The following is an 18,997-nucleotide window of genomic DNA, read 5'->3' on the forward strand; positions in this document are numbered from 1 at the left end:
CCCGCCCCCCGACATCGCGCCGGTGGGACGGGGGGTCGAGCGTGCTCCGGCCCCACCTGTGAACAGGGGGAACAGGAGCCGTCGCGCAGCGGACGGACCGCTCAGCGGGCGCCGAGGAGGTGGTCCATGGCGAGCTGGTCGAGGTGCTCGAAGGCCATGCCGCGGGCGGCGGCCTCGTCCACGTCGAAGGTGTCGTAGGCGGTCGGGTCGGCCAGCAGCGCCGCGAGGCCGTCCTCGGCGGTCGGACGGGCCAGCTCGTCCAGCCGCGCCGCGGCGAGCGCCTCCTGCACCTGCGGGTCGGAGCGGAACGCGGCGGCCCGGTCCTTGAGGATGAGGTAGTTGCGCATGCAGCCGGCCGCCGACGCCCACACGCCGTCGAGGTCCTCGGTGCGCGGCGGCTTGAAGTCGAAGTGCCGCGGCCCCTCGTACCCGGCCCGCTCCAGCAGGTCGACCAGCCAGAACGCGGCCCTCAGGTCACCCGCGCCGAACCGGAGGTCCTGGTCGTACTTGATGCCGGACTGGCCGTTGAGGTCGATGTGGAACAGCTTGCCCGCCCACAGTGCCTGCGCGATGCCGTGCGGGAAGTTCAGCCCCGCCATCTGCTCGTGACCGACCTCCGGGTTCACGCCGTAGAGCTCCGGCCGCTCCAGCCGCTCGATGAACGCCAGCGCGTGGCCCACCGTCGGCAGCAGGATGTCACCGCGGGGCTCGTTCGGCTTGGGCTCGATCGCGAACCTCAGGTCGTAGCCCTGCTCGGTGACGTACTCGCCCAGCAGGTCGAAGGCCTCCTTCATGCGGTCCAGCGCGTCCCTCACGTCCTTGGCCGCACCGGATTCCGCGCCCTCCCGGCCGCCCCAGGCGACGTACACGCTCGCACCCAGCTCCACCGCGAGGTCGATGTTGCGGATCGTCTTGCGCAGCGCGTACCGGCGCACGTCGCGGTCGTTCGCGGTGAACGCGCCGTCCTTGAAGACCGGGTGCGTGAACAGGTTCGTCGTCGCCATCGGGACCTTCATGCCCGTCGCGTCCAACGCCTGCCGGAACCGCTTGACGTGCTCCTCGCGCTCGGTGTCGCTCGACCCGAACGGGATCAGGTCGTCGTCGTGGAACGTGACCCCATACGCGCCCAGCTCGGCCAGGCGCCGTACCGACTCCGCCGGGTCCAGCGCCCGCCGGGTGGCGTCACCGAAGGGGTCCCGGCCCTGCCAGCCGACCGTCCACAAACCGAACGTGAACCTGTCCTCGGGAGTGGGCTGGTAGTTCATTCCGCGGCTCCTCACTCGCTGCCGATCACTCGCTGCCGACTATTTCGTCATGGCGCTTTACAAATTAGTATGCACACACGCTCCTGGGAAGGGACAAGGTGTCCCCCCGACGCAGTACGAGCAGTCCGCTCAGACCCCGCGGAGCCGCGGAAGAGGAGAAGCCCGATGTCAGCAGCCGAGGGTCCGCTCGTCGTGGGTGTGGACACGTCCACCCAGTCCACGAAGGCACTGGTCGTCGACGCCGCCACCGGCCAGGTCGTCGCGAGCGGCCAGGCACCCCACACCGTCTCCTCCGGGGCGGGCCGCGAGAGCGATCCGCGTCAGTGGTGGGAGGCCCTGCGCGAAGCGCTGCACCAGTGCGGCGACGCCGCTCGCGAGGCGGCCGCGGTGTCGGTCGGTGGACAGCAGCACGGACTGGTCACCCTGGACGCCCAGGGAGATCCGGTGCGCCCGGCCCTGCTGTGGAACGACGTGCGTTCGGCCCCGCAGGCCCGTCGGCTGATCGATGAGCTGGGCGGCCCCGAGACGTGGGCGGAGCGCACGGGCAGCGTGCCGAGCGCCTCGTTCACGGTCACCAAGTGGGCCTGGCTGGCCGAGCACGAGCCGGAGGCGGCCCGCGCGGTCAAGGCCGTTCGGCTGCCCCACGACTACCTCACCGAGCGCCTCACCGGTGAGGGGACCACCGACCGCGGCGACGCGTCCGGAACCGGTTGGTGGGCCTCCGGTACGGAGTCGTACGACGAGGACATCCTCGCGCGCGTGGGGCTCGATCCGGCGTTGCTGCCCCGTACGGTGCGGCCCGGCGAGGTGGCCGGCACCGTGCGCGACGGTCACGACCTGCCGTTCTCCAAGGGCACCCTGGTCGCCGCGGGGACCGGCGACAACGCGGCCGCCGCACTGGGCCTCGGGCTCCGCCCCGGCGTTCCGGTGATGAGTCTCGGCACGTCCGGCACCGTGTACGCCGTGTCGCGGCGCAGGCCCGCCGACCCGACCGGCACCGTGGCGGGCTTCGCCGACGCACGCGGCGACTGGCTGCCACTGGCCTGCACCCTCAACTGCACGCTCGCCGTCGACCGCGTCGCGGCCCTGCTGAACCTGGACCGGGAAGCCGTCGAACCGGGCACCGAGGTCACCCTCCTGCCCTACCTCGACGGCGAACGCACACCGAACCTGCCGCACGCCTCCGGCCTCCTGCACGGCCTGCGCCACGACACGACCGCCGGCCAACTGCTCCAGGCCGCCTACGACGGTGCGGTGCACTCGCTGCTCGGGGCACTCGACCTCGTCCTGGACTCCGACGCGGACGCCTCGGCACCCCTGCTGCTGATCGGCGGCGGCGCTCGCGGGAGTGCGTGGCAGCAGACCGTACGACGACTGTCGGGCCGGCCCGTGCAGATCCCCGAGGCGAAGGAACTGGTCGCACTCGGCGCCGCCGCACAGGCGGCCGGCCTGCTGACCGGTGAGGACGCCGCAGCGGTCGCCCGGCGCTGGAACACGGCCGCCGGGCCGGTGCTGGACGCCGTGGAGCGGGACGAGGCCGCGCTGACGAGGATCTCCGGGGTGCTTTCCGACGCGGCACCCCTGCTGGAGCGGACCGCGGAAACCCGCTGACGGCGCGCTCCACGCGGGCGCCGTCGACGAGTCCCCGTCACCCATCCGTTCCCGGCTCGCGGCGGTGGTGCCCTCGGTGCGTCGAGCGTGCGCCGGCTGGGACCGCGCCCTGAGCGCGCCGACGGAGGCCGTGCCCGCGGACGGGCCCCGGCGGAGCCCGTCCGCGGGCGAGAGGCGACAGGCGACGGGCGACGGGACGTTCGCCGACGGACACGTCGGACGATGGCGGGGATCACACGGACCGCCGCCGGTCCGCGTCGGCGGGCGTGTGACGATGACCGGACCGGCCGAGCCCGACCGGGCCCGACCAGACCCATCGAACCGACCGAGACCTACCGAACCGACCGAGAATCACTGGTCCCGACCGAGATCCACTGGACCCGACCAAGACTCAGCGGACCCGACCGCCCTCGACCGATACTGACAGGAACCGACCGAGACCGACCAAGGACTGACGGAGGCATGACCGCACCCCCGCACGAAGACCGTCCGGCACGCGCCGGGCGCCCACTGCCGGACACCCAGCAGGGCATGCGTCGCCGCAACCTCGCCCGGGTGATGCACACCGTCAGTGCCGAGGGCCCGCTGTCCCGAGCCGCCGTCGCCTCACGCATCGGGCTCACGCGAGCCGCCGTGTCGACGCTCGTGGACGAGCTCATCCGCTCGGGGCTCCTGGAGGAGCTGGGCCCCGAGCGGCCCGGCCGGGTGGGACGGCCCGGGTCGGCGCTCGCCATCAGCGCACAGGGCCCGGCGGGCATCGGTGCCGAAGTCGGCGTCGACCACCTCGCGGTCTGCGCGGTCGATCTGCGCGGCCGGGTGCGGTCCCGGGCCGTGCGGTACGGCAGCAACCGGGGCCGTTCGCTGGAGCCGGTGGCCGAGCAACTCAACGGTCTGGTGCGGCAGGTCGTGTCGGAGGCCGAGTCGGAGGGGCTGTGGCCCGCCGGTCTCGCGGTGGCCGTGCCGGGTCTCGTGGCCCGGGACGCCCGGACCGTCGTACGCGCTCCGAACCTGGACTGGCACGACGCCGACCTGGGCGTTCTGCTCCCCGCCGACCTGCCGCTGACCGTGGACAACGAGGCCAACTTCGGCGCGCTCGCCGAACTCTGGCTCGGTGACGGCACCCCGCGGGACTTCCTGCACGTGTCGGCCGAGATCGGCATCGGTGCCGCGGTGGTCGTCGACGGACGGCTGCTGCGCGGTACCCGTGGATTCGCCGGGGAACTGGGCCACGTCCCGGTCCGACCCGACGGACCGGAGTGCGCCTGCGGCGGGCGGGGGTGCCTGGAGCAGTACGCCGGCGAGAAGGCGGTACTGCGCGCGGCCGGGGTGGAGCCGGGCGAGGACCGCGTCGGACTGCTCGCGGGGCGCGCGACGGAGGGCGACGAGGCCGTACGGCAAGCCCTGAGCGACGCGGGCAGGGCACTCGGCATCGCGCTGACCGGCGCGGTGAACCTGCTGGACCCGGAGAGCGTGGTGCTGGGCGGGGCACTGGCCGGACTCGCACCCTGGCTGCTGCCGTCCCTGCGTGACGAACTGGCCCGGCGCACGGCCGGCCCGGCCTGCCCGGTCTCCGTGTCGGAGCTGGGCCCGCAGGGTCCGCTGCTCGGCGCCGCGCACTCGGTGGTACGGGCGGTCCTGGACGATCCGGCGGTGGTGGCGGAGCGGGCCTGAGCCCGATCCGAGGACGGGGCTTCGTCGTCGGCCCGGGCCCTCATGCTCCTACGCCGACCCGACACCGGCTGCTCGCCCTCCCCAGCGCCGCCCCGCGCCGCTCCGCTCCGCTCAAACCGTCCCCTGTCACACCCTTTTCACTCGGTCGAGTGAGCGAGATGTCCACAAGGAGGCGTCCGTCCACGGAACGGCGCGGCGCTCTCCTGCGCAACCTCCGCCGCCCGTACGGTGATTCGCACCGACAGATCTCACACGGGGAGCGGCGCTCGTCCCCCACCCCACGAAAGGGCAGACCCATGGAAACGGAAAGGACCACACCTGTTCCGACCAGGCGGCGGCTCCTGAAGGGAGCCGCGCTCGCCACCGTCCCGTACGCCCTGCTCTCCGGCACCCGGGCCGCCGCCCGGCCCGCCGCCGTCGACCATCCCTCCGCCGAGTGGCAGCCGGCGAGCACGTCCAACTACACCCCGTCGAGCCGGCCCACCACCTATCCCGTCGACTACGTGGTCGTCCACGTCACGCAGGAGACGTACGCCGACACCCTCTCCATCTTCCGCAATCCGGACAAGCAGGTCTCCGCGCACTACGTCGTCCGGTCCGCCGACGGGCACGTGGCCCAGTGCGTCCGTGAGGCGGACGTCGCCTGGCACGCGGGGAACTGGGACTACAACACACGCAGCATCGGCATCGAGCACGAGGGGTGGGTGGACCGGCCCGAGTACTTCACCAACGCCCTGTACGAGGAGTCCGCCCGGCTCACCGCGGCGATCTGCGCCAGGTACGGCATTCCCAAGGACCGCAGCCACATCATCGCGCACCACGAGGTACCGGGCAGCGATCACACGGATCCGGGGCCTTTGTGGGACTGGACCCGCTACATCAGACTGGTCAACTTCGCCTGACCCGGTAGCTGTTCGCCTTCTCTCGGCCGCCCGTTCCGCGTCCGGTGTCCTCGTCCGGGTGGCCTCGCTGGTCGAAAGGGTTGTCCGTGCCTGACCAGGGAGTGACGATGTCCCCACCGCATCACTCTCCGGGGAGGCCGAGTTGACCGATCCATGGCTGGCTCTGGAGCCGGGGACCGACCCCGTCGAACGCGCGCGGGCGCTGCGGCGGGCGCACGCGACCTTCACCGAGGCGGGGACCGTGCCGCGTCCCGTGCGCCCGGTCGTGGCGGAGTCGTGGCGGCGCTCGGTCCGGGCGGGCGTCGGCCCGGACAGCAGCGCGCACGTGGAGCTCACGGACGGCGACCTGGGTGCCTACCGGGCCGAACACCCGCTGGCGCGGGTGATGCCGCTCATCCGGGAACTGCTGGGTGCGTTCGCCGCCGACGGCGAGCACCTGCTCGCCGTGTGCGACGCGCACGGCAGGCTGCTGTGGGTCGAAGGTCATCCGGCCACGCGGCGCCGGGCGGGGCGGATGAACTTCGTGCCCGGCGCCCGGTGGGCGGAGTCCGCGGTCGGCACGAACGCACCGGGCACGGCGGTGGCGGTCGGCCGTCCTGTCCAGGTCTTCGCGGCCGAGCACTTCGTCCGGCGGGTCCAGCCGTGGACGTGCGCGGCGGCTCCGGTGCACGATCCCCGCACCGGGCGGGTGCTCGGTGCGGTGGACATCACCGGCGGGGACGGTCTGGCGCACCCGCACAGTCTGGGCTTCGTCCAGGCGGTCGCCCGTGCCGCGGAGTCGCAGCTGGCGCTGCTGGCCCCGGAGCCACCGGAGGCCCGGACGGCTCAGCTGACCGCGCTGGGTCGGGACGAGGCCCTGCTGAGCGCGGAGGGCCGCACCGTCAGGCTGAGCCGGCGGCACAGTGAGATGGTGGTGCTGCTGGCCCACCACCCGGAGGGCCTGACCGGCGACGAGTTGCTGTGCGCGCTCTACCGGGACGAGGCGGTGCCGCCGGTGACACTGCGCGCCGAACTGGCCCGGCTCCGTGCGCTCCTGGGTCCGGGACGGCTGGCTTCACGGCCGTACCGGCTCACGATGCCCGTCGACTCCGACGCCGCCGTGGTCGAGCGGCGCCTGCGGGCCGGTGCGGTGACGGCGGCCGCGACGGCGTACGCCGGACCGCTCCTGCCCGGTTCCCAGGCCCCGGCGGTGACCCGGCTCAGGCGCCGGCTCGCCGACGGTCTGCGCGCCGCGTTGATCGCCTGCCGTGATCCCGACCTGTTGGCCGACTGGGCGCACGCGCCCTGGGGCGAGGACGATCTGGACGTCTGGCGGGCGCTGGTCGCGGCCCGGCCCACCGCTGCGGCCCGGTCCCGGCTGGCCGCGCTGGAGTCGGAGTTGGCGGCACCCGGGGCGTGGTGATCACCCGCCGGGTGTGGCGGGCCGCGGCCCTCGAAGGGGGGCGCCGCCGCGCAACGTCCCCGCAACGTCCCGCCTCCTAGCCTCACGGGCGGAGCTGCCCAACGGCGGGCAGCGCTCGATGAGGGAGGCACAGGATGACTCGTTACGCGGCGCCCGGCACCGAGGGCGCGATCGTCTCCTATCAGTCGCGCTACGACCATTTCATCGGCGGCGCGTACGTGCCGCCGGCGCGGGGGCAGTACTTCGAGAACCCGTCGCCGGTGGACGGCCGGCCCTTCACGGAGGTCGCGCGCGGTACGGCGGAGGACGTGGAGCGCGCACTCGACGCCGCGCACGAGGCCGCGCCCGGCTGGGGTCGCACATCGGTGACCGAACGCTCCGACATCCTGCTGCGGATCGCCGATCGCATGGAGGCGAACCTGGAGGCCCTGGCGGTCGCGGAGAGCTGGGAGAACGGAAAGCCGGTGCGCGAGACACTGGCAGCCGACATCCCGCTCGCCATCGACCACTTCCGCTACTTCGCGGGCGCGGTCCGCGCCCAGGAGGGCTCGATCGGCGAGATCGACGACGACACGGTCGCGTACCACTTCCACGAGCCGCTGGGGGTCGTCGCACAGATCATCCCGTGGAACTTCCCGATCCTGATGGCGGTCTGGAAACTGGCGCCCGCTCTCGCGGCCGGCAACGCGGTGGTCCTGAAGCCCGCCGAACAGACCCCGGCCTCCATCCACTACTGGCTGAGCCTGGTCTCCGACCTCCTGCCGCCCGGCGTCCTCAACGTCGTCAACGGCTTCGGCGTGGAGGCGGGCAAGCCGCTCGCGTCGAGCCCGCGCGTGGCGAAGGTGGCGTTCACCGGGGAGACCACCACCGGGCGGCTGATCATGCAGTACGCGTCGGAGAACATCAAGCCGGTCACCCTGGAGCTGGGGGGCAAGTCACCGAACATCTTCTTCGACGACGTCTGGGCGCGGGACGACGACTTCCGTGACAAGGCGCTCGAGGGCTTCACGATGTTCGCGCTCAACCAGGGCGAGGTGTGCACCTGCCCGTCCCGGGCGCTGATCCAGCGCGGCACCTACGCCGAGTTCCTCGAGGCCGCCGTCGCGCGCACCGAGCTGATCAGGCCGGGCCACCCCCTGGACACGGACACGATGATCGGCGCTCAGGCGTCCAACGACCAGCTGGAGAAGATCCTCTCCTACCTGGACATCGGCCGCCAGGAGGGCGCCAAGATCCTCACGGGCGGCGAACGGATCGAGTACGACGGCGAGTTGAAGGGCGGCTACTACGTCCAGCCGACGATCTTCGAGGGCCACAACCGGATGCGGATCTTCCAGGAGGAGATCTTCGGCCCGGTGGTGTCGGTCACGTCCTTCGACGACTTCGACGACGCCGTCAAGACCGCCAACGACACCCTGTACGGGCTGGGTGCCGGCGTATGGACCCGCGACATGAACACCGCGTACCGCGCGGGCCGCGCGATCCAGGCGGGCCGCGTCTGGACGAACTGCTATCACGCCTACCCGGCGCATGCCGCCTTCGGCGGCTACAAGCAGTCCGGGATCGGCCGGGAGAACCACAAGATGATGCTGGAGCACTACCAGCAGACGAAGAACCTCCTCTGTTCCTACAGCCCCCGGAAGCTCGGGTTCTTCTAGCAGCTCACGCCGGGGCGCCGGGACGGGTGTTTTCCTCCGTGTGGTCGGTGGCTCGGTGCGGTTGGCGGCGCCGTGCGAGGACGAGAGGGGTCGTGACGAGCGCGACCGCGACGGCGAGCAGGGTGAGCGGCGTCGTGACCGTCATCAGGGTCAGCAGCCGGCCGGCCGCGGACGCCTTGTCCGCGAGGTCCGCGGACCTGTCGGGGTCACCTCGAAGGTGAGGACGGACACCGGCAGCAGCGGCGTCGTCGCGCCCTGCGCCCCGGTGGTCGCCAGGGTCGTACGGTCGACGGTCCGGTCGATGGCGATCCCGGTCTGCCGGTCGATGTGGGCCACCCGCGTCGACCGGCAGACGTAGGTGAAGGGTCACGGCGACCTGCTCGGTCCGCGGCCCGGCGGCCTTGCCGGACAGGGGCCCGATGTCGGTGCTCCGGTTGCCGGGGCCGGTGACGCGTCCCCCCTTCAGGGTCAACCGGGACGCGGGGATTCCCCATGCGGTGGCCGCCGACGCGAGCAGCCGGTTCCTGGCGAGGGCGGCGGCGACCGGGATCGGGGTGTAGGTGGAGAAGGTGGTGTTCGATCCGCCGGTGAGCTGGTTGAACAGCAGTTCCGGTCGCGCGTCGGCCAGGGTGATGCGCACCTGTGCGAGCGGTACGCCGGGTTCCTCGGCGATCAGCATGGCCGTGGACGTGGTGATGCCCGGGGCACCTCGACAACGGCGTCCGCCCGATCCACGTGCCGCACCCCGTGACACGGACCCCGCCCGGTGATCAGGTGGGACGGCACATGCTCCCGTACACCCGCGATCAGCCGGGTGAGCAGTCCCGCCCGGCGTCCGTGCGGCGCCGCCCCACGGATCCGTACCGCGCCGCACCGCGTCCGGCGCCGCACCGAAGGCCTCCCCCTTGGAAACCCACTCGTCGGGCTCGGACCCCGCTACCGTCTCCCCCGCCCTCCTGCCCACCGTCCTGGCGTCCGCCGGCGTGTCCCGCGTCGACGTGGCTCGGGTCGTGCCTCTCGCGGGCGGCACCTACAACACGGTCCTGCGCGTCGTTCTGCACGACGGCCGGGACTGGGTGCTGAAGGTACCGCCGCGCGGGGAGACCCCGGGGCTGGGGTACGAACGCGACCTGCTGCGCTCCGAGGCAGCCTTCTGCGCGGCCGCCCGATCGGTGGGGGACGCGCGCGTCCCCGAGGTCGTACGGGCGGACCTGGCTCCCGGCCCCGCCGGCGGGCCGTGGCTGCTGACGACCACGCGGCCGGGCGCACCGTGGTCGGACCTCGCCGAGGACCTCACGGCGACGGAGCACTCCCGCATGCGGGAGGAGCTGGGCCGGATGGTGGCCCGCTTCCACACCGCCACCGGCCCCGGCTTCGGGTATCCGAGCGGCGCCCTCGGCCCGCTCGCCCCCACCTGGCGCGAGGCCTTCACCGCGATGACCGACGCCGTGCTCGACGACGCGACGCACTACGGCGTCCGGTTGCCGCAGCCGCCGGAGCGGCTCCGGAAACGGCTGGCCGCGGTCGCGGGCGTGCTCGACGACGTGGAACGGCCCGCCGCGGTGCACTTCGACCTGTGGAACGGCAACCTCCTCGTCCACGGTGCGCCGGGCGAACGGGCCATCGGCGGCGTCGTCGACGGCGAGCGCATGTTCTGGGGAGACCCGGTCGCCGACTTCGTCTCGCTCGCGCTGCTCGGCGACATCGAGACGGACCGGGACTTCCTGCGCGGCTACGCGGCGGCAGGGGGCGACGCACGCTTCGACGCCTCGGCGCGTACGCGGCTGGCCATGTACCGCTGCTACCTGTACCTGATCATGCTGGTCGAGACGGTGCCCCGTGCCGCCTCGCCCGAGCAGCGCGCCTGGGTCCGCGAGCACGTGACGCCGTGTCTCCTCGACGCCCTCGACGCCCTCGACGCCCCTCCCTGATCGCGGAGCCGTGGCCACGCGGCTCCGCCGCACCCGCGGCGGCCCGCGGCCCGGTCACGCGGACTCGCGCACCACGAGCTCGGGGTCGAAGATCACCGCGGTGGGCTCGGTGCGGGGCGCTCCCTCGATCTCCTCCTGGAGGAGCCGCGCCATCGTGCCCGCCATCTCCTCCATCGGCTGGCGGACCGTGGTCAGCGGCGGCTGGGCGGCGACCGCCGCGCTGGAGTCGTCGAAGCCGATCACCGCCACGTCGTCCGGAATCCTGCGGCCCTGCTCCCGCAAGGCGTCACAGGCGCCCCGGGCCATCACGTCGTTGGCCGCGAACACGCCGTCGATACCGGGGTGTTCGGTGAGCAGCCGGGTCATCGCCGCCGCACCACTGGCGGCGGTGAAGCCGCCCTCCGCGACCGGGACGCAGGTCTGGCCGTGCCGTTCCATCGTCTCCCGGAACCCGGTCAGCCGGTCCTGCGCGGCGGGCAGGTCCAGCGGCCCCGTGATGGTGGCGACGCGCCGGCAGCCACGCGTCAGGAGGTGCTCGGCGGCCAGGCGGGCGCCTTCCCGGTGGGCCAGGTCCACGTAGGTGACCGGGACCGGTGGGCTGGGACGCGCGAACAGCACGCAGGGCAGCCGCTCGGCCGCCAGCAGCGCGGGCAAGGGGTCCTCCGCATGGGTGGAGAAGATCAGCGCGCCGTCCGCGCTGCCCTGCCGGAGGTACGCCGCCACCTCCCGGCGGGCCGCCGCGGTCTCGGCGAACATCAGGACCGGGTACATCGACCGGGGCCGCAGGAACTCGACGACCCCGCTGACGACCCGGCCGAAGAAGGGGTCGGTCAGCATGCGGGAGGCGAACGCCCGCTCGTCCCCGGCGTCGTCCGCCGCGCCGGAGATGACCAGGGCGATGGTCTGGGCGCGCCGGGTCACCAGGGCACGGGCGGCGCTGTTCGGCGCGTAACCGGTCCTCTCGATCGCCTCCCGGACCACTTCCTGGATGGCGGGGTCCACGTTGCGGATGCCGTTGACCACGCGGGAGACGGTCGCGCGGGAGACACCCGCCTGCCTCGCGACATCCTCGAGCGTCGGAGGGCGTCTGGTCATGCGGACACCCTACCGGCGCATTACAGGGCCTGACCGGCGGTGGGAGGACCGGCCCCGGCGGGGCGTCACAACCCGGGACCGGGCACCTCGACGACGGTACGCAGGGGCAGGTTCGGGGAGCCGCGCGCCGGGGTGCCCCGGGCACGGGTGTGACCCGGGTCGTGGACGTGGATCGCGTCGAGGTTGACCCTCGACCTGGTCAAGGGCCCAAGGTCACGGATGTGGAGAACGAGATGCGCAGCATCGGGGAAACGGCCCGCGCCAGCGGCCTGGGCGTGAGCGCCCTGCGGTTCTACGACCGTGCCGGTGTGCTGGTCCCCGCCCGGGTCGATCCCGTGACCGGGTACCGCTGGTACGCCCCGGAGCAGACCGACGACGCCCGGCTGCTGGCCAGGCTGCGCAGGGCGGGCATGCCGTTGGCGGACGTCCGGCTGGTGCTGGCCGGGTGGTCCGGCGCCGACACGGACCTGGTGCGGGGCCTCATGGAGGCACACCTGCGCCGTCTGGAACGAGGACTGGCCGATGCCCGCGGCGAGATCTCCGCACTCCGAGCGCTACTCGACCAGAGGGAGAATCCCATGACCACGTCGTCGTCCACCGCCTCCGTGCGGCTGTCGGTCCCCGCCCCGGCCCTGGCCGCGGGTCTGGACGCCGTGCGGTTCGCCGCCGGCACCGACCCCGGCCTGCCCGTGCTCGGCGGCATCCTGTTCGACCTGGAGGGTGCCGCGCTCCACCTCGTCGCCACCGACCGCTACCGGATGGCCGTGGCACGCGTGGACGCCGGCACACACGACGCACCGTGCGTCCAGACCGTCGTGCCCGCCCCGCTCGCCGACGCGATGCGTGCCCTGCTGGGCCGCGACGAGCCGGTCGGTCTCGCCGTGGACGGTGGCAGTGTGACGCTGGAGACGGCGGGCGGCCGCACGGCCGGGCAGTGCCTCGCCCACGACTTCCCCGACTACCGCCGGCTCGTGCACCTGCCGGCCGGGCGGCGGACGCTCGTCGATGTGCCGGCCCTCCGTGAGGCGCTGGAGTCCGGCCCGGTGCGCGCGGGCGAGGTGCGTGAGCAGGACGGCGTGTCGCACGACGTCAGTGTGGTGCGGGTGGCCGACGACGGCACGGTGACCGTCCGCGGGGACGGCGACGACCACCCCGACGACTTCGCCGTCGACCGCGGGTATCTGCTCGACGCGCTGGAGGCCGGCGGCCGGGAGCGGCTGGTCCTGGAGTTCGGCGCTCCCACGGCGCCGCTCGCGATCCGCCGGCCCGACGACGAGTCGACGTTCTCGCTGCTGATGCCGGTCCGCCTGGACGGCTGACGGCCGGGCAGCCGTCGGCCCACGGGCAGCGCCGGCCCGGCTGGCCCCGCGACACCGCCCATCCCTGCGAGCGGGCCCGGGGAGCCGTCGGATTCGGCGCGTCGCTCGCCGGACGGCCCGCTCCACCCCGACCACCCCGCACGCTCTCCGGACCACCCTCGCGATCGGCCCGCCGAAGCCGAGCGGGTCGCCGTAGTATCGAACGATCTCGTGAGGGGGAGGCGGACGTGGGCAGGCAGCGACCCGGTACGCCGACGTTGGAAGAGGTGGCCGCGCTCGCCGGCGTCGGACGGGGCACCGTCTCCAGGGTCATCAACAACGCGGCCGGCGTGCGGGATTCGACACGCCGTGCCGTGCAGCAGGCCATCGTCGAACTGGGGTACGTCCCGAACCTGGCGGCCCGTTCCCTGGCCGGGCACCGTGCGGACGCCGTCGCGCTGGTCATGACGGAGCCGGACTGGCGGCTGTTCGGCGAACCGTTCTTCTCCGAGGTCGTCCACGCCGTGGGCGACGCCCTCACGGACACCCCGGTGCAGTTGCTGCTCACCCTCGTCCGTACGGACACCGAGCGGCAGCGCTTCGTGGAGTACGCCCGCGGTGGCCGGGTCGACGGCGTGCTGCTGATGTCCGTGCGCGCCGAGGACCCGCTGCCCGACATGCTCGCCAAGGCGGGGCTGCCCACCGTCATGCTGGGGCGGCGCTCCGGCGACGAAAGCGTCACCTACGTGGACGCGGACAACGCCGGCGGCGCGCGCGGCGCGGTCACCCACCTGCTGAACGGCGGCCGGAGGACGATCGGCGCCATCAGCGGACCGCTCGACATGTACGTCGCGCAGTGCAGACTGCGCGGGTACCGGGAGGCGCTGGAGCTGGCGGGCGTGGAGGCCAGGACCTCGCTCGTCGTCGAGGGGGAGGACTTCACGGAGGAGAGCGGCCGCCGGGCGACGGCCGACCTGCTCGCCCGGCACCCCGAGCTGGACGCGGTCTTCGCGGCCTCCGACACGATGGCCGCCGGGGCCCTGAACGCGCTGCGCGCGGCGGGTCGGCGGGTCCCGCAGGACGTCGCCGTGATCGGCTTCGACGACTTCCATCCGGCCCGGCCCACCGATCCGCCGCTGACGACGGTCCGTCAGCCGCTGGAGGAGATCGGCCGCACCATGGTGAGGCTCCTGCTGGAGGAGATGGAGCAGCTCGAGGAGTCGTCCGTCGCCTGGCGGCACGTCATCCTCCGTACGGAACTGGTCCTGCGCGACTCCGCGTGAGCGGGTCGCCGGGAGCGCTCCCGGCGACCCGCTCCGACCCACGTCTCCCACCTGCGGCTTCGAAAATCCTTCGACGACTCCTGCGCGCACAGTCTTGTCAGGAACATGAACCGCTTCTACAGTCCCCAATCAACCGGTAAGTGGGAGCGCTCCCATCAGTGGGGAGTTGGGAGCGCTCCCGCCCCGGCCCTTCTTCCCCCCGCACCCTCCGGAGAGGCCCCCATGCGACCGTTACGGCCCCAAGTACGCACCGCGCGCGGCCTTCTGGGCGTACTCATCGCGACTCTCGCCGTCGTCGCGTCCCTGGTGACCGCGGCGGCGCCGGCCCAGGCCGACACCACGATCTGCGAACCGTTCGGGACGACGACGATCCAGGGACGGTACGTCGTCCAGAACAACCGCTGGGGTTCCAGCGCGACCCAGTGCGTCACCGCCACCGACACCGGCTTCCGGGTCGCCCAGGCCGACGGCTCGGTGCCGACCAACGGAGCACCGAAGTCGTACCCGTCGGTCTTCAACGGCTGTCACTACACGAACTGTTCGCCGGGCACCAACCTCCCCGCCCGGCTCGACACCATCTCCGAGGCGCCCTCCGGCATCTCCTACGGCTATGTCGGCAACGCCGTCTACAACGCCTCGTACGACATCTGGCTGGACCCCACCCCCCGGACCGACGGGGTCAACCGGACCGAGATCATGATCTGGTTCAACCGGGTGGGCCCGATCCAGCCCATCGGCTCGCCGGTCGGCACGACCACCGTCGGCGGACGGACCTGGGAGATGTGGACGGGGAGCAACGGCGCCAACGACGTACTGTCCTTCGTGGCCCCGTCGGCGATCACCAGCTGGAACTTCGACGTCATGGACTTCGTCCGGGCGACCGTCGCACGGGGGCTCGCCGAGGACGACTGGTACCTGACGAGCGTGCAGGCGGGCTTCGAGCCGTGGCAGAACGGCGCCGGCCTGTCCGTCAACTCCTTCTCCTCCACCGTGGAGACCGGCGGCGACCCGGGCAACCCCGATCCCGGCAACCCCGGCGAGCCGGTGGCGTGCACGGTGACGTACGGGGCCAACGTCTGGCAGAACGGCTTCACCGCGGACGTCACCGTCAAGAACACCGGACAGTCCCCCGTCGACGGTTGGCGGCTCGCCTTCACCCTGCCCTCCGGCCAGCGGGTCACCAACGCCTGGAACGCCTCCGTCACCCCGTCCACGGGCTCCCTGACCGCCACCGGCCTCGGGCACAACGCCCGGATCGCACCCGGCGGCAGCCTGTCGTTCGGCTTCCAGGGCACCTACGGCGGGGCGTTCGCCGAGCCGGACGGTTTCCGGCTGAACGGCACCGCCTGCGCCGTGTCGTAGCGGCCGCGCCGGGGCCACCCCACCGCCCCCCTCGCCCGTCCGGACGAAGCGCCTTCCCGGACGGGCGAGGGGCTCCACCGCGCCACCCCTGCGACAGCGGGCCCGATCGGCACGTTCTGATTGTCATGCCCTGATCATCGGCGACGGAAGACTCAGCACCTGAAACAGGAGATTCCATGGCTCTACGCAGCAGATACATCTCCCTGGCGGCGATACTGGCCACCTTGCTCAGCGCGCTCGGCGTGACCTTCCTGCTCGGGCAGGGGCGGGCCGAGGCGCACGGCGTGGCGATGATGCCCGGCTCACGTACCTATCTCTGCCAGCTGGACGCCAAGACCGGCACCGGTGCCCTGGACCCGACGAACCCCGCGTGCCGGAGCGCCCTCGACCAGAGCGGCGCGACGGCGCTGTACAACTGGTTCGCCGTCCTCGACTCCAACGCGGGCGGACGCGGCGCCGGTTACGTACCGGACGGCACCCTGTGCAGCGCCGGCAACCGGTCCCCGTACGACTTCAGGGGCTACAACGCGGCCCGTGCCGACTGGCCGCGGACGCACCTGACGTCCGGTCGGACGATCCAGGTGAACTACAGCAACTGGGCGGCCCACCCGGGTGACTTCCGGGTCTACCTAACCAAGCCCGGCTGGTCTCCCACGTCCGAGCTGGGCTGGGACGACCTGGAGCTGATCGAGACGGTGACCAACCCGCCGCAGCGGGGCTCGGCGGGTGCCGACGGGGGGCACTACTACTGGGACCTCGCGCTGCCCTCGGGGCGGTCGGGTGACGCCCTGATCTTCATGCAGTGGGTGCGTTCGGACAGCCAGGAGAACTTCTTCTCCTGCTCCGACGTCGTCTTCGACGGCGGCAACGGCGAGGTGACCGGCATCCGCGGTTCGGGCGGCACGCCGAGCCCGACGCCGACGCCGACCACGCCTCCGACGACTCCCCCGCCCACGCACTCCGGTTCGTGCATGGCCGTCTACAACGTGGAGAACTCCTGGAGCGGCGGCTTCCAGGGCTCCGTGGAGGTCATGAACCACGGCACCGAGCCCCTGAACGGCTGGGCCGTGCAGTGGCGGCCGGGCAGCGGGACCACACTCGGCGGCGTGTGGAACGGCTCGCTGACCCGCGGCACCGACGGCACGGTCAAGGTCCGCAACGTGGACCACAACCGGGTCGTCCCACCGGACGGCAGCGTGACCTTCGGGTTCACCGCGACGTCCACGGGCAACGACTTCCCCGCGGGGACGATCGGCTGCGTGGCGCCGTAACACCTTCGGGGGAGGCGCCGTACCCGCTCCTGCGGCGCCTCCCCCGCACCCCGATCGTGCCGCGCGACCTCACGTGCCGGTTACGAATCGCTCAACCTCTGGTTGCGGGGCGGTGATCGGGCGACGATGGGGTCATGACTCTGGCCCAGCGCGCCCTTGAGCGGCTGCAAGCCTGGCCCGACCTCACCGCGGGTCAGGCCAGTTGCGGAACCGGACGGGCGCTGCGCTCCGTCCGCGACGAGATAGTCCACTTCCACTCGGACCGGGACGTGGACCTCCACCTCACCCACCGGGCCATCCAGCGTTTCCAGTACGACCTGGGCGGCTCCACCGCCATCCGCATGGTCCCCGGCTCGCGGTGGGTGACCGTGCACCTGGACTGCGACGCCGATGTCGACCTGCTGCTGAGCCTGGTGAGCATCGCGCTCAAGGCCCACCAGACCAGGCCGCCCTCGGACCTGCCCTCGGGCTGCAACTTCCACCGGGTCACGGTGCTCCCCCGCACCGCGGCCGGGGACTTCTGAGACAGCCGTCGGCGGCGCCCCTCGGGCTCGCAGGGGCGCCACCGCCGTTCCGTTTCCTCAGTGCTCCGCCGGCCGCTCCGCGGTGCGCCGGACACCGGTCGCGGCGAGGACGGCGCCGAGCACACAGAGCACGCCGGTGACGACCACCGCCGCGTGCACGCCGTTCATGAAGGCCTGCCCGCTGCCCTCCACCACGGCCGCCCGCAGGCCGGCCGGCATGTCGCCGGAGACCGGCGCCACGCCCATCGCCACGGCGTCCTTCGCCTCCCGCAGACCATGGGCCATGGCCGGGGGCACGCCCGCGCCGGCCAGTTCGCCGGTGAGGGTGGAGCCGACCTTGCCGCTGATCAGGGAGACCAGCACGGACGTGCCGAGCGCGCCGCCGATCTGCAGGGTGGTGGCCTGGAGACCGCCGGCCACACCGCCGTCCCGAACGGGGGCGTTGCCGACGATGGCGTCGGAGGACGCGGCCATCACCATGCCGACCCCGAGACCGAGGGCGATGAACGGCGGCCACATCGTGGCGTAGGAGGAGTCGGTCTGCCAGGTGAGCATGCCGAAGCAGGACGCCGCCTGGAGCAGCATGCCCAGCGGCATGGTCAGCCGGGGTCCGAAGCGCTGGGTCAGGGCCGCGCCCAGGGGCGAGGCGACCAGCGAGGCGAGGCTGAGCGGGAGTGTCCGCACCCCTGCCTCGACCGGCGTGAAACCGCGTACGTTCTGCAGGTAGAGCATGACGAAGAAGATCACGCCGAGCATGACGAAGAAGTTCAGCGCGGTGATGATCGCGCCGATCGTCAGCGCGCGGTTGCGGAACAGGCGCATCGGCAGCAGCGGGTGCTCGACGCGGGTCTCGAACCAGCCGAACACGAGCAGGAGCACGAGGCCGGCGGCCACGGCGCCCAGGGTGCCGGCGGACGTCCATCCCCACGTCTCGCCCTTGACGACGCCGAAGACCACGGCCAGCAGACCGAGGGCCAGCAGGACGAGGCCCGGGACGTCGAAGCGTTCCCGGCCGGCGGCGTTGCGGCTCTCCGGGAGGACCAGGGCGCCGAAGACGATGGCGACGATGCCGATGGGGGCGTTGATGTAGAAGACGGACTCCCAGTCGACGTGCTCCACGAGCAGGCCGCCGACGATGGGCCCGAGTGCCGTCGCGACGGCGGAGACCATGGCCCAGATCCCCACGGCCATGCCGAACTTCCTCGGCGGGAAGACGGACCGGAGCAGACCGAGGGTGTTGGGCATCAGCAGTCCGCCGAAGACGCCCTGGAGGGCGCGGAAGGCGACGACGCCCTCGATCGACCCGGACAGGCCGATGGCTATCGAGGCGAGGGTGAAGCCGGCGACGCCCACGAGGTAGTAGGTGCGCCGGCCGAACCGGTCGCCGAGCTTGCCGCCCAGGATGAGGGTGGCGGCGAGGGCGAGCAGGTAGGAGTTGGTCACCCACTGCAGCTGGGCGGTGGACGCCTGCAGGTCGCTGCCGATGGCGGGGTTGGCGATGGCGACGACGGAGCCGTCGAGCTGGACCATGAACAGTCCGAAAGCGACCGCGAGGAGGGTCAGCCAGGGGTTGGACCGCAGGCGGCCGACCGCGGGCGGGGCGGGCGGGGCCGCGGGCGCGACGGGGTGATCCACGGACGTGGGCGGCATGGGTGTGCCTTCTCTTCCAGGTTCAGGGGTGGTGCGAGGGGCCGGAGCGGCCCGTTCAGGAGCGGTGCGGGGGG

General features: G+C 72.7%; 16 protein-coding genes. 11 read left to right on the forward strand and 5 right to left on the reverse strand.

The genetic code is table 11. The features are described 5' to 3' along the window. Positions 1-101: 101 nt before the first annotated feature. Positions 102-1,265, reverse strand: a complete 1,164-nt coding sequence (gene xylA / locus ACZ6EG_RS25180) for a xylose isomerase (protein ID WP_391969352.1) — start codon at positions 1,263-1,265, stop codon at positions 102-104. A gap of 165 nt (positions 1,266-1,430) precedes the next feature. Between xylA and xylB the strand changes: the two genes are divergently transcribed. The 5 genes from xylB to exaC all read left to right on the forward strand — a co-directional run bounded on the left by xylB (position 1,431) and on the right by exaC (position 8,509). After that, complete coding sequence (gene xylB / locus ACZ6EG_RS25185) at positions 1,431-2,876, forward strand: xylulokinase (RefSeq protein WP_391969353.1); 1,446 nt, start codon at positions 1,431-1,433, stop codon at positions 2,874-2,876. Positions 2,877-3,338: 462 nt separating this feature from the next. Further along, positions 3,339-4,547, forward strand: coding sequence for an ROK family protein (locus ACZ6EG_RS25190; RefSeq protein ID WP_469607791.1), 1,209 nt, complete (start codon positions 3,339-3,341; stop codon positions 4,545-4,547). A gap of 296 nt (positions 4,548-4,843) precedes the next feature. After that, positions 4,844-5,449 carry an N-acetylmuramoyl-L-alanine amidase gene (locus ACZ6EG_RS25195; protein WP_391969355.1) on the forward strand — a complete coding sequence of 202 codons (606 nt, stop codon included), beginning with the start codon at positions 4,844-4,846 and terminating at the stop codon, positions 5,447-5,449. A gap of 142 nt (positions 5,450-5,591) precedes the next feature. Continuing rightward, the gene (locus ACZ6EG_RS25200) at positions 5,592-6,851 is read left to right on the forward strand and encodes a GAF domain-containing protein (protein ID WP_391969356.1); all 1,260 of its coding nucleotides are present in this window, start codon (positions 5,592-5,594) and stop codon (positions 6,849-6,851) included. A 134-nt stretch (positions 6,852-6,985) separates the two neighbouring features. Then, positions 6,986-8,509, forward strand: a complete 1,524-nt coding sequence (exaC, locus tag ACZ6EG_RS25205; RefSeq protein ID WP_469607796.1) for an acetaldehyde dehydrogenase ExaC — start codon at positions 6,986-6,988, stop codon at positions 8,507-8,509. Positions 8,510-8,513: 4 nt separating this feature from the next. Here the strand turns inward: exaC and ACZ6EG_RS25210 are convergent, their stop codons facing one another. Further along, positions 8,514-9,473, reverse strand: a complete 960-nt coding sequence (locus ACZ6EG_RS25210) for a molybdopterin cofactor-binding domain-containing protein (RefSeq protein ID WP_469607799.1) — start codon at positions 9,471-9,473, stop codon at positions 8,514-8,516. On the opposite strand from ACZ6EG_RS25210, the gene ACZ6EG_RS25215 reads away from it, so the two are divergent. Beyond that, positions 9,415-10,440, forward strand: a complete 1,026-nt coding sequence (locus ACZ6EG_RS25215) for a phosphotransferase family protein (protein WP_391969359.1) — start codon at positions 9,415-9,417, stop codon at positions 10,438-10,440. The two genes, ACZ6EG_RS25210 and ACZ6EG_RS25215, sit on opposite strands and share 59 nt — an antisense overlap. A 54-nt stretch (positions 10,441-10,494) precedes the next feature. Here the strand turns inward: ACZ6EG_RS25215 and ACZ6EG_RS25220 are convergent, their stop codons facing one another. Beyond that, a complete protein-coding gene (locus ACZ6EG_RS25220; protein ID WP_391969360.1) occupies positions 10,495-11,535 on the reverse strand; it encodes a LacI family DNA-binding transcriptional regulator in 1,041 nt (346 codons plus the stop codon). Between the two features lie 65 nt (positions 11,536-11,600). Beyond that, positions 11,601-11,738 carry a hypothetical protein gene (locus tag ACZ6EG_RS25225; protein ID WP_391969361.1) on the reverse strand — a complete coding sequence of 46 codons (138 nt, stop codon included), beginning with the start codon at positions 11,736-11,738 and terminating at the stop codon, positions 11,601-11,603. A 30-nt stretch (positions 11,739-11,768) separates the two neighbouring features. Here ACZ6EG_RS25225 and ACZ6EG_RS25230 point away from each other — a divergent pair, with 30 nt between their 5' ends. From ACZ6EG_RS25230 to ACZ6EG_RS25250, 5 genes are all read left to right on the forward strand, one after another. Beyond that, positions 11,769-12,854 carry a DNA polymerase III subunit beta family protein gene (locus tag ACZ6EG_RS25230; RefSeq protein ID WP_391969362.1) on the forward strand — a complete coding sequence of 362 codons (1,086 nt, stop codon included), beginning with the start codon at positions 11,769-11,771 and terminating at the stop codon, positions 12,852-12,854. Between the two features lie 227 nt (positions 12,855-13,081). Next, complete coding sequence (locus tag ACZ6EG_RS25235; protein ID WP_391969363.1) at positions 13,082-14,116, forward strand: LacI family DNA-binding transcriptional regulator; 1,035 nt, start codon at positions 13,082-13,084, stop codon at positions 14,114-14,116. 222 nt (positions 14,117-14,338) lie between these two features. Then, positions 14,339-15,478 (forward strand): glycoside hydrolase family 12 protein, encoded by a 1,140-nt coding sequence (locus ACZ6EG_RS25240; RefSeq protein ID WP_391969364.1) that lies wholly within the window; start codon positions 14,339-14,341, stop codon positions 15,476-15,478. 176 nt (positions 15,479-15,654) lie between these two features. Next, the gene (locus ACZ6EG_RS25245) at positions 15,655-16,749 is read left to right on the forward strand and encodes a lytic polysaccharide monooxygenase (RefSeq protein WP_391969365.1); all 1,095 of its coding nucleotides are present in this window, start codon (positions 15,655-15,657) and stop codon (positions 16,747-16,749) included. Between the two features lie 134 nt (positions 16,750-16,883). Beyond that, positions 16,884-17,273 (forward strand): luciferase domain-containing protein, encoded by a 390-nt coding sequence (locus ACZ6EG_RS25250; RefSeq protein WP_391969366.1) that lies wholly within the window; start codon positions 16,884-16,886, stop codon positions 17,271-17,273. A 57-nt stretch (positions 17,274-17,330) separates the two neighbouring features. Here the strand turns inward: ACZ6EG_RS25250 and ACZ6EG_RS25255 are convergent, their stop codons facing one another. Next, on the reverse strand, positions 17,331-18,923 hold the full coding sequence (locus ACZ6EG_RS25255; RefSeq protein ID WP_391969367.1) for an MFS transporter: 1,593 nt from the start codon (positions 18,921-18,923) through the stop codon (positions 17,331-17,333). Positions 18,924-18,997: the final 74 nt, after the last annotated feature.

The sequence above is a fragment of the Streptomyces sp. NPDC041968 genome, assembly GCF_055589025.1.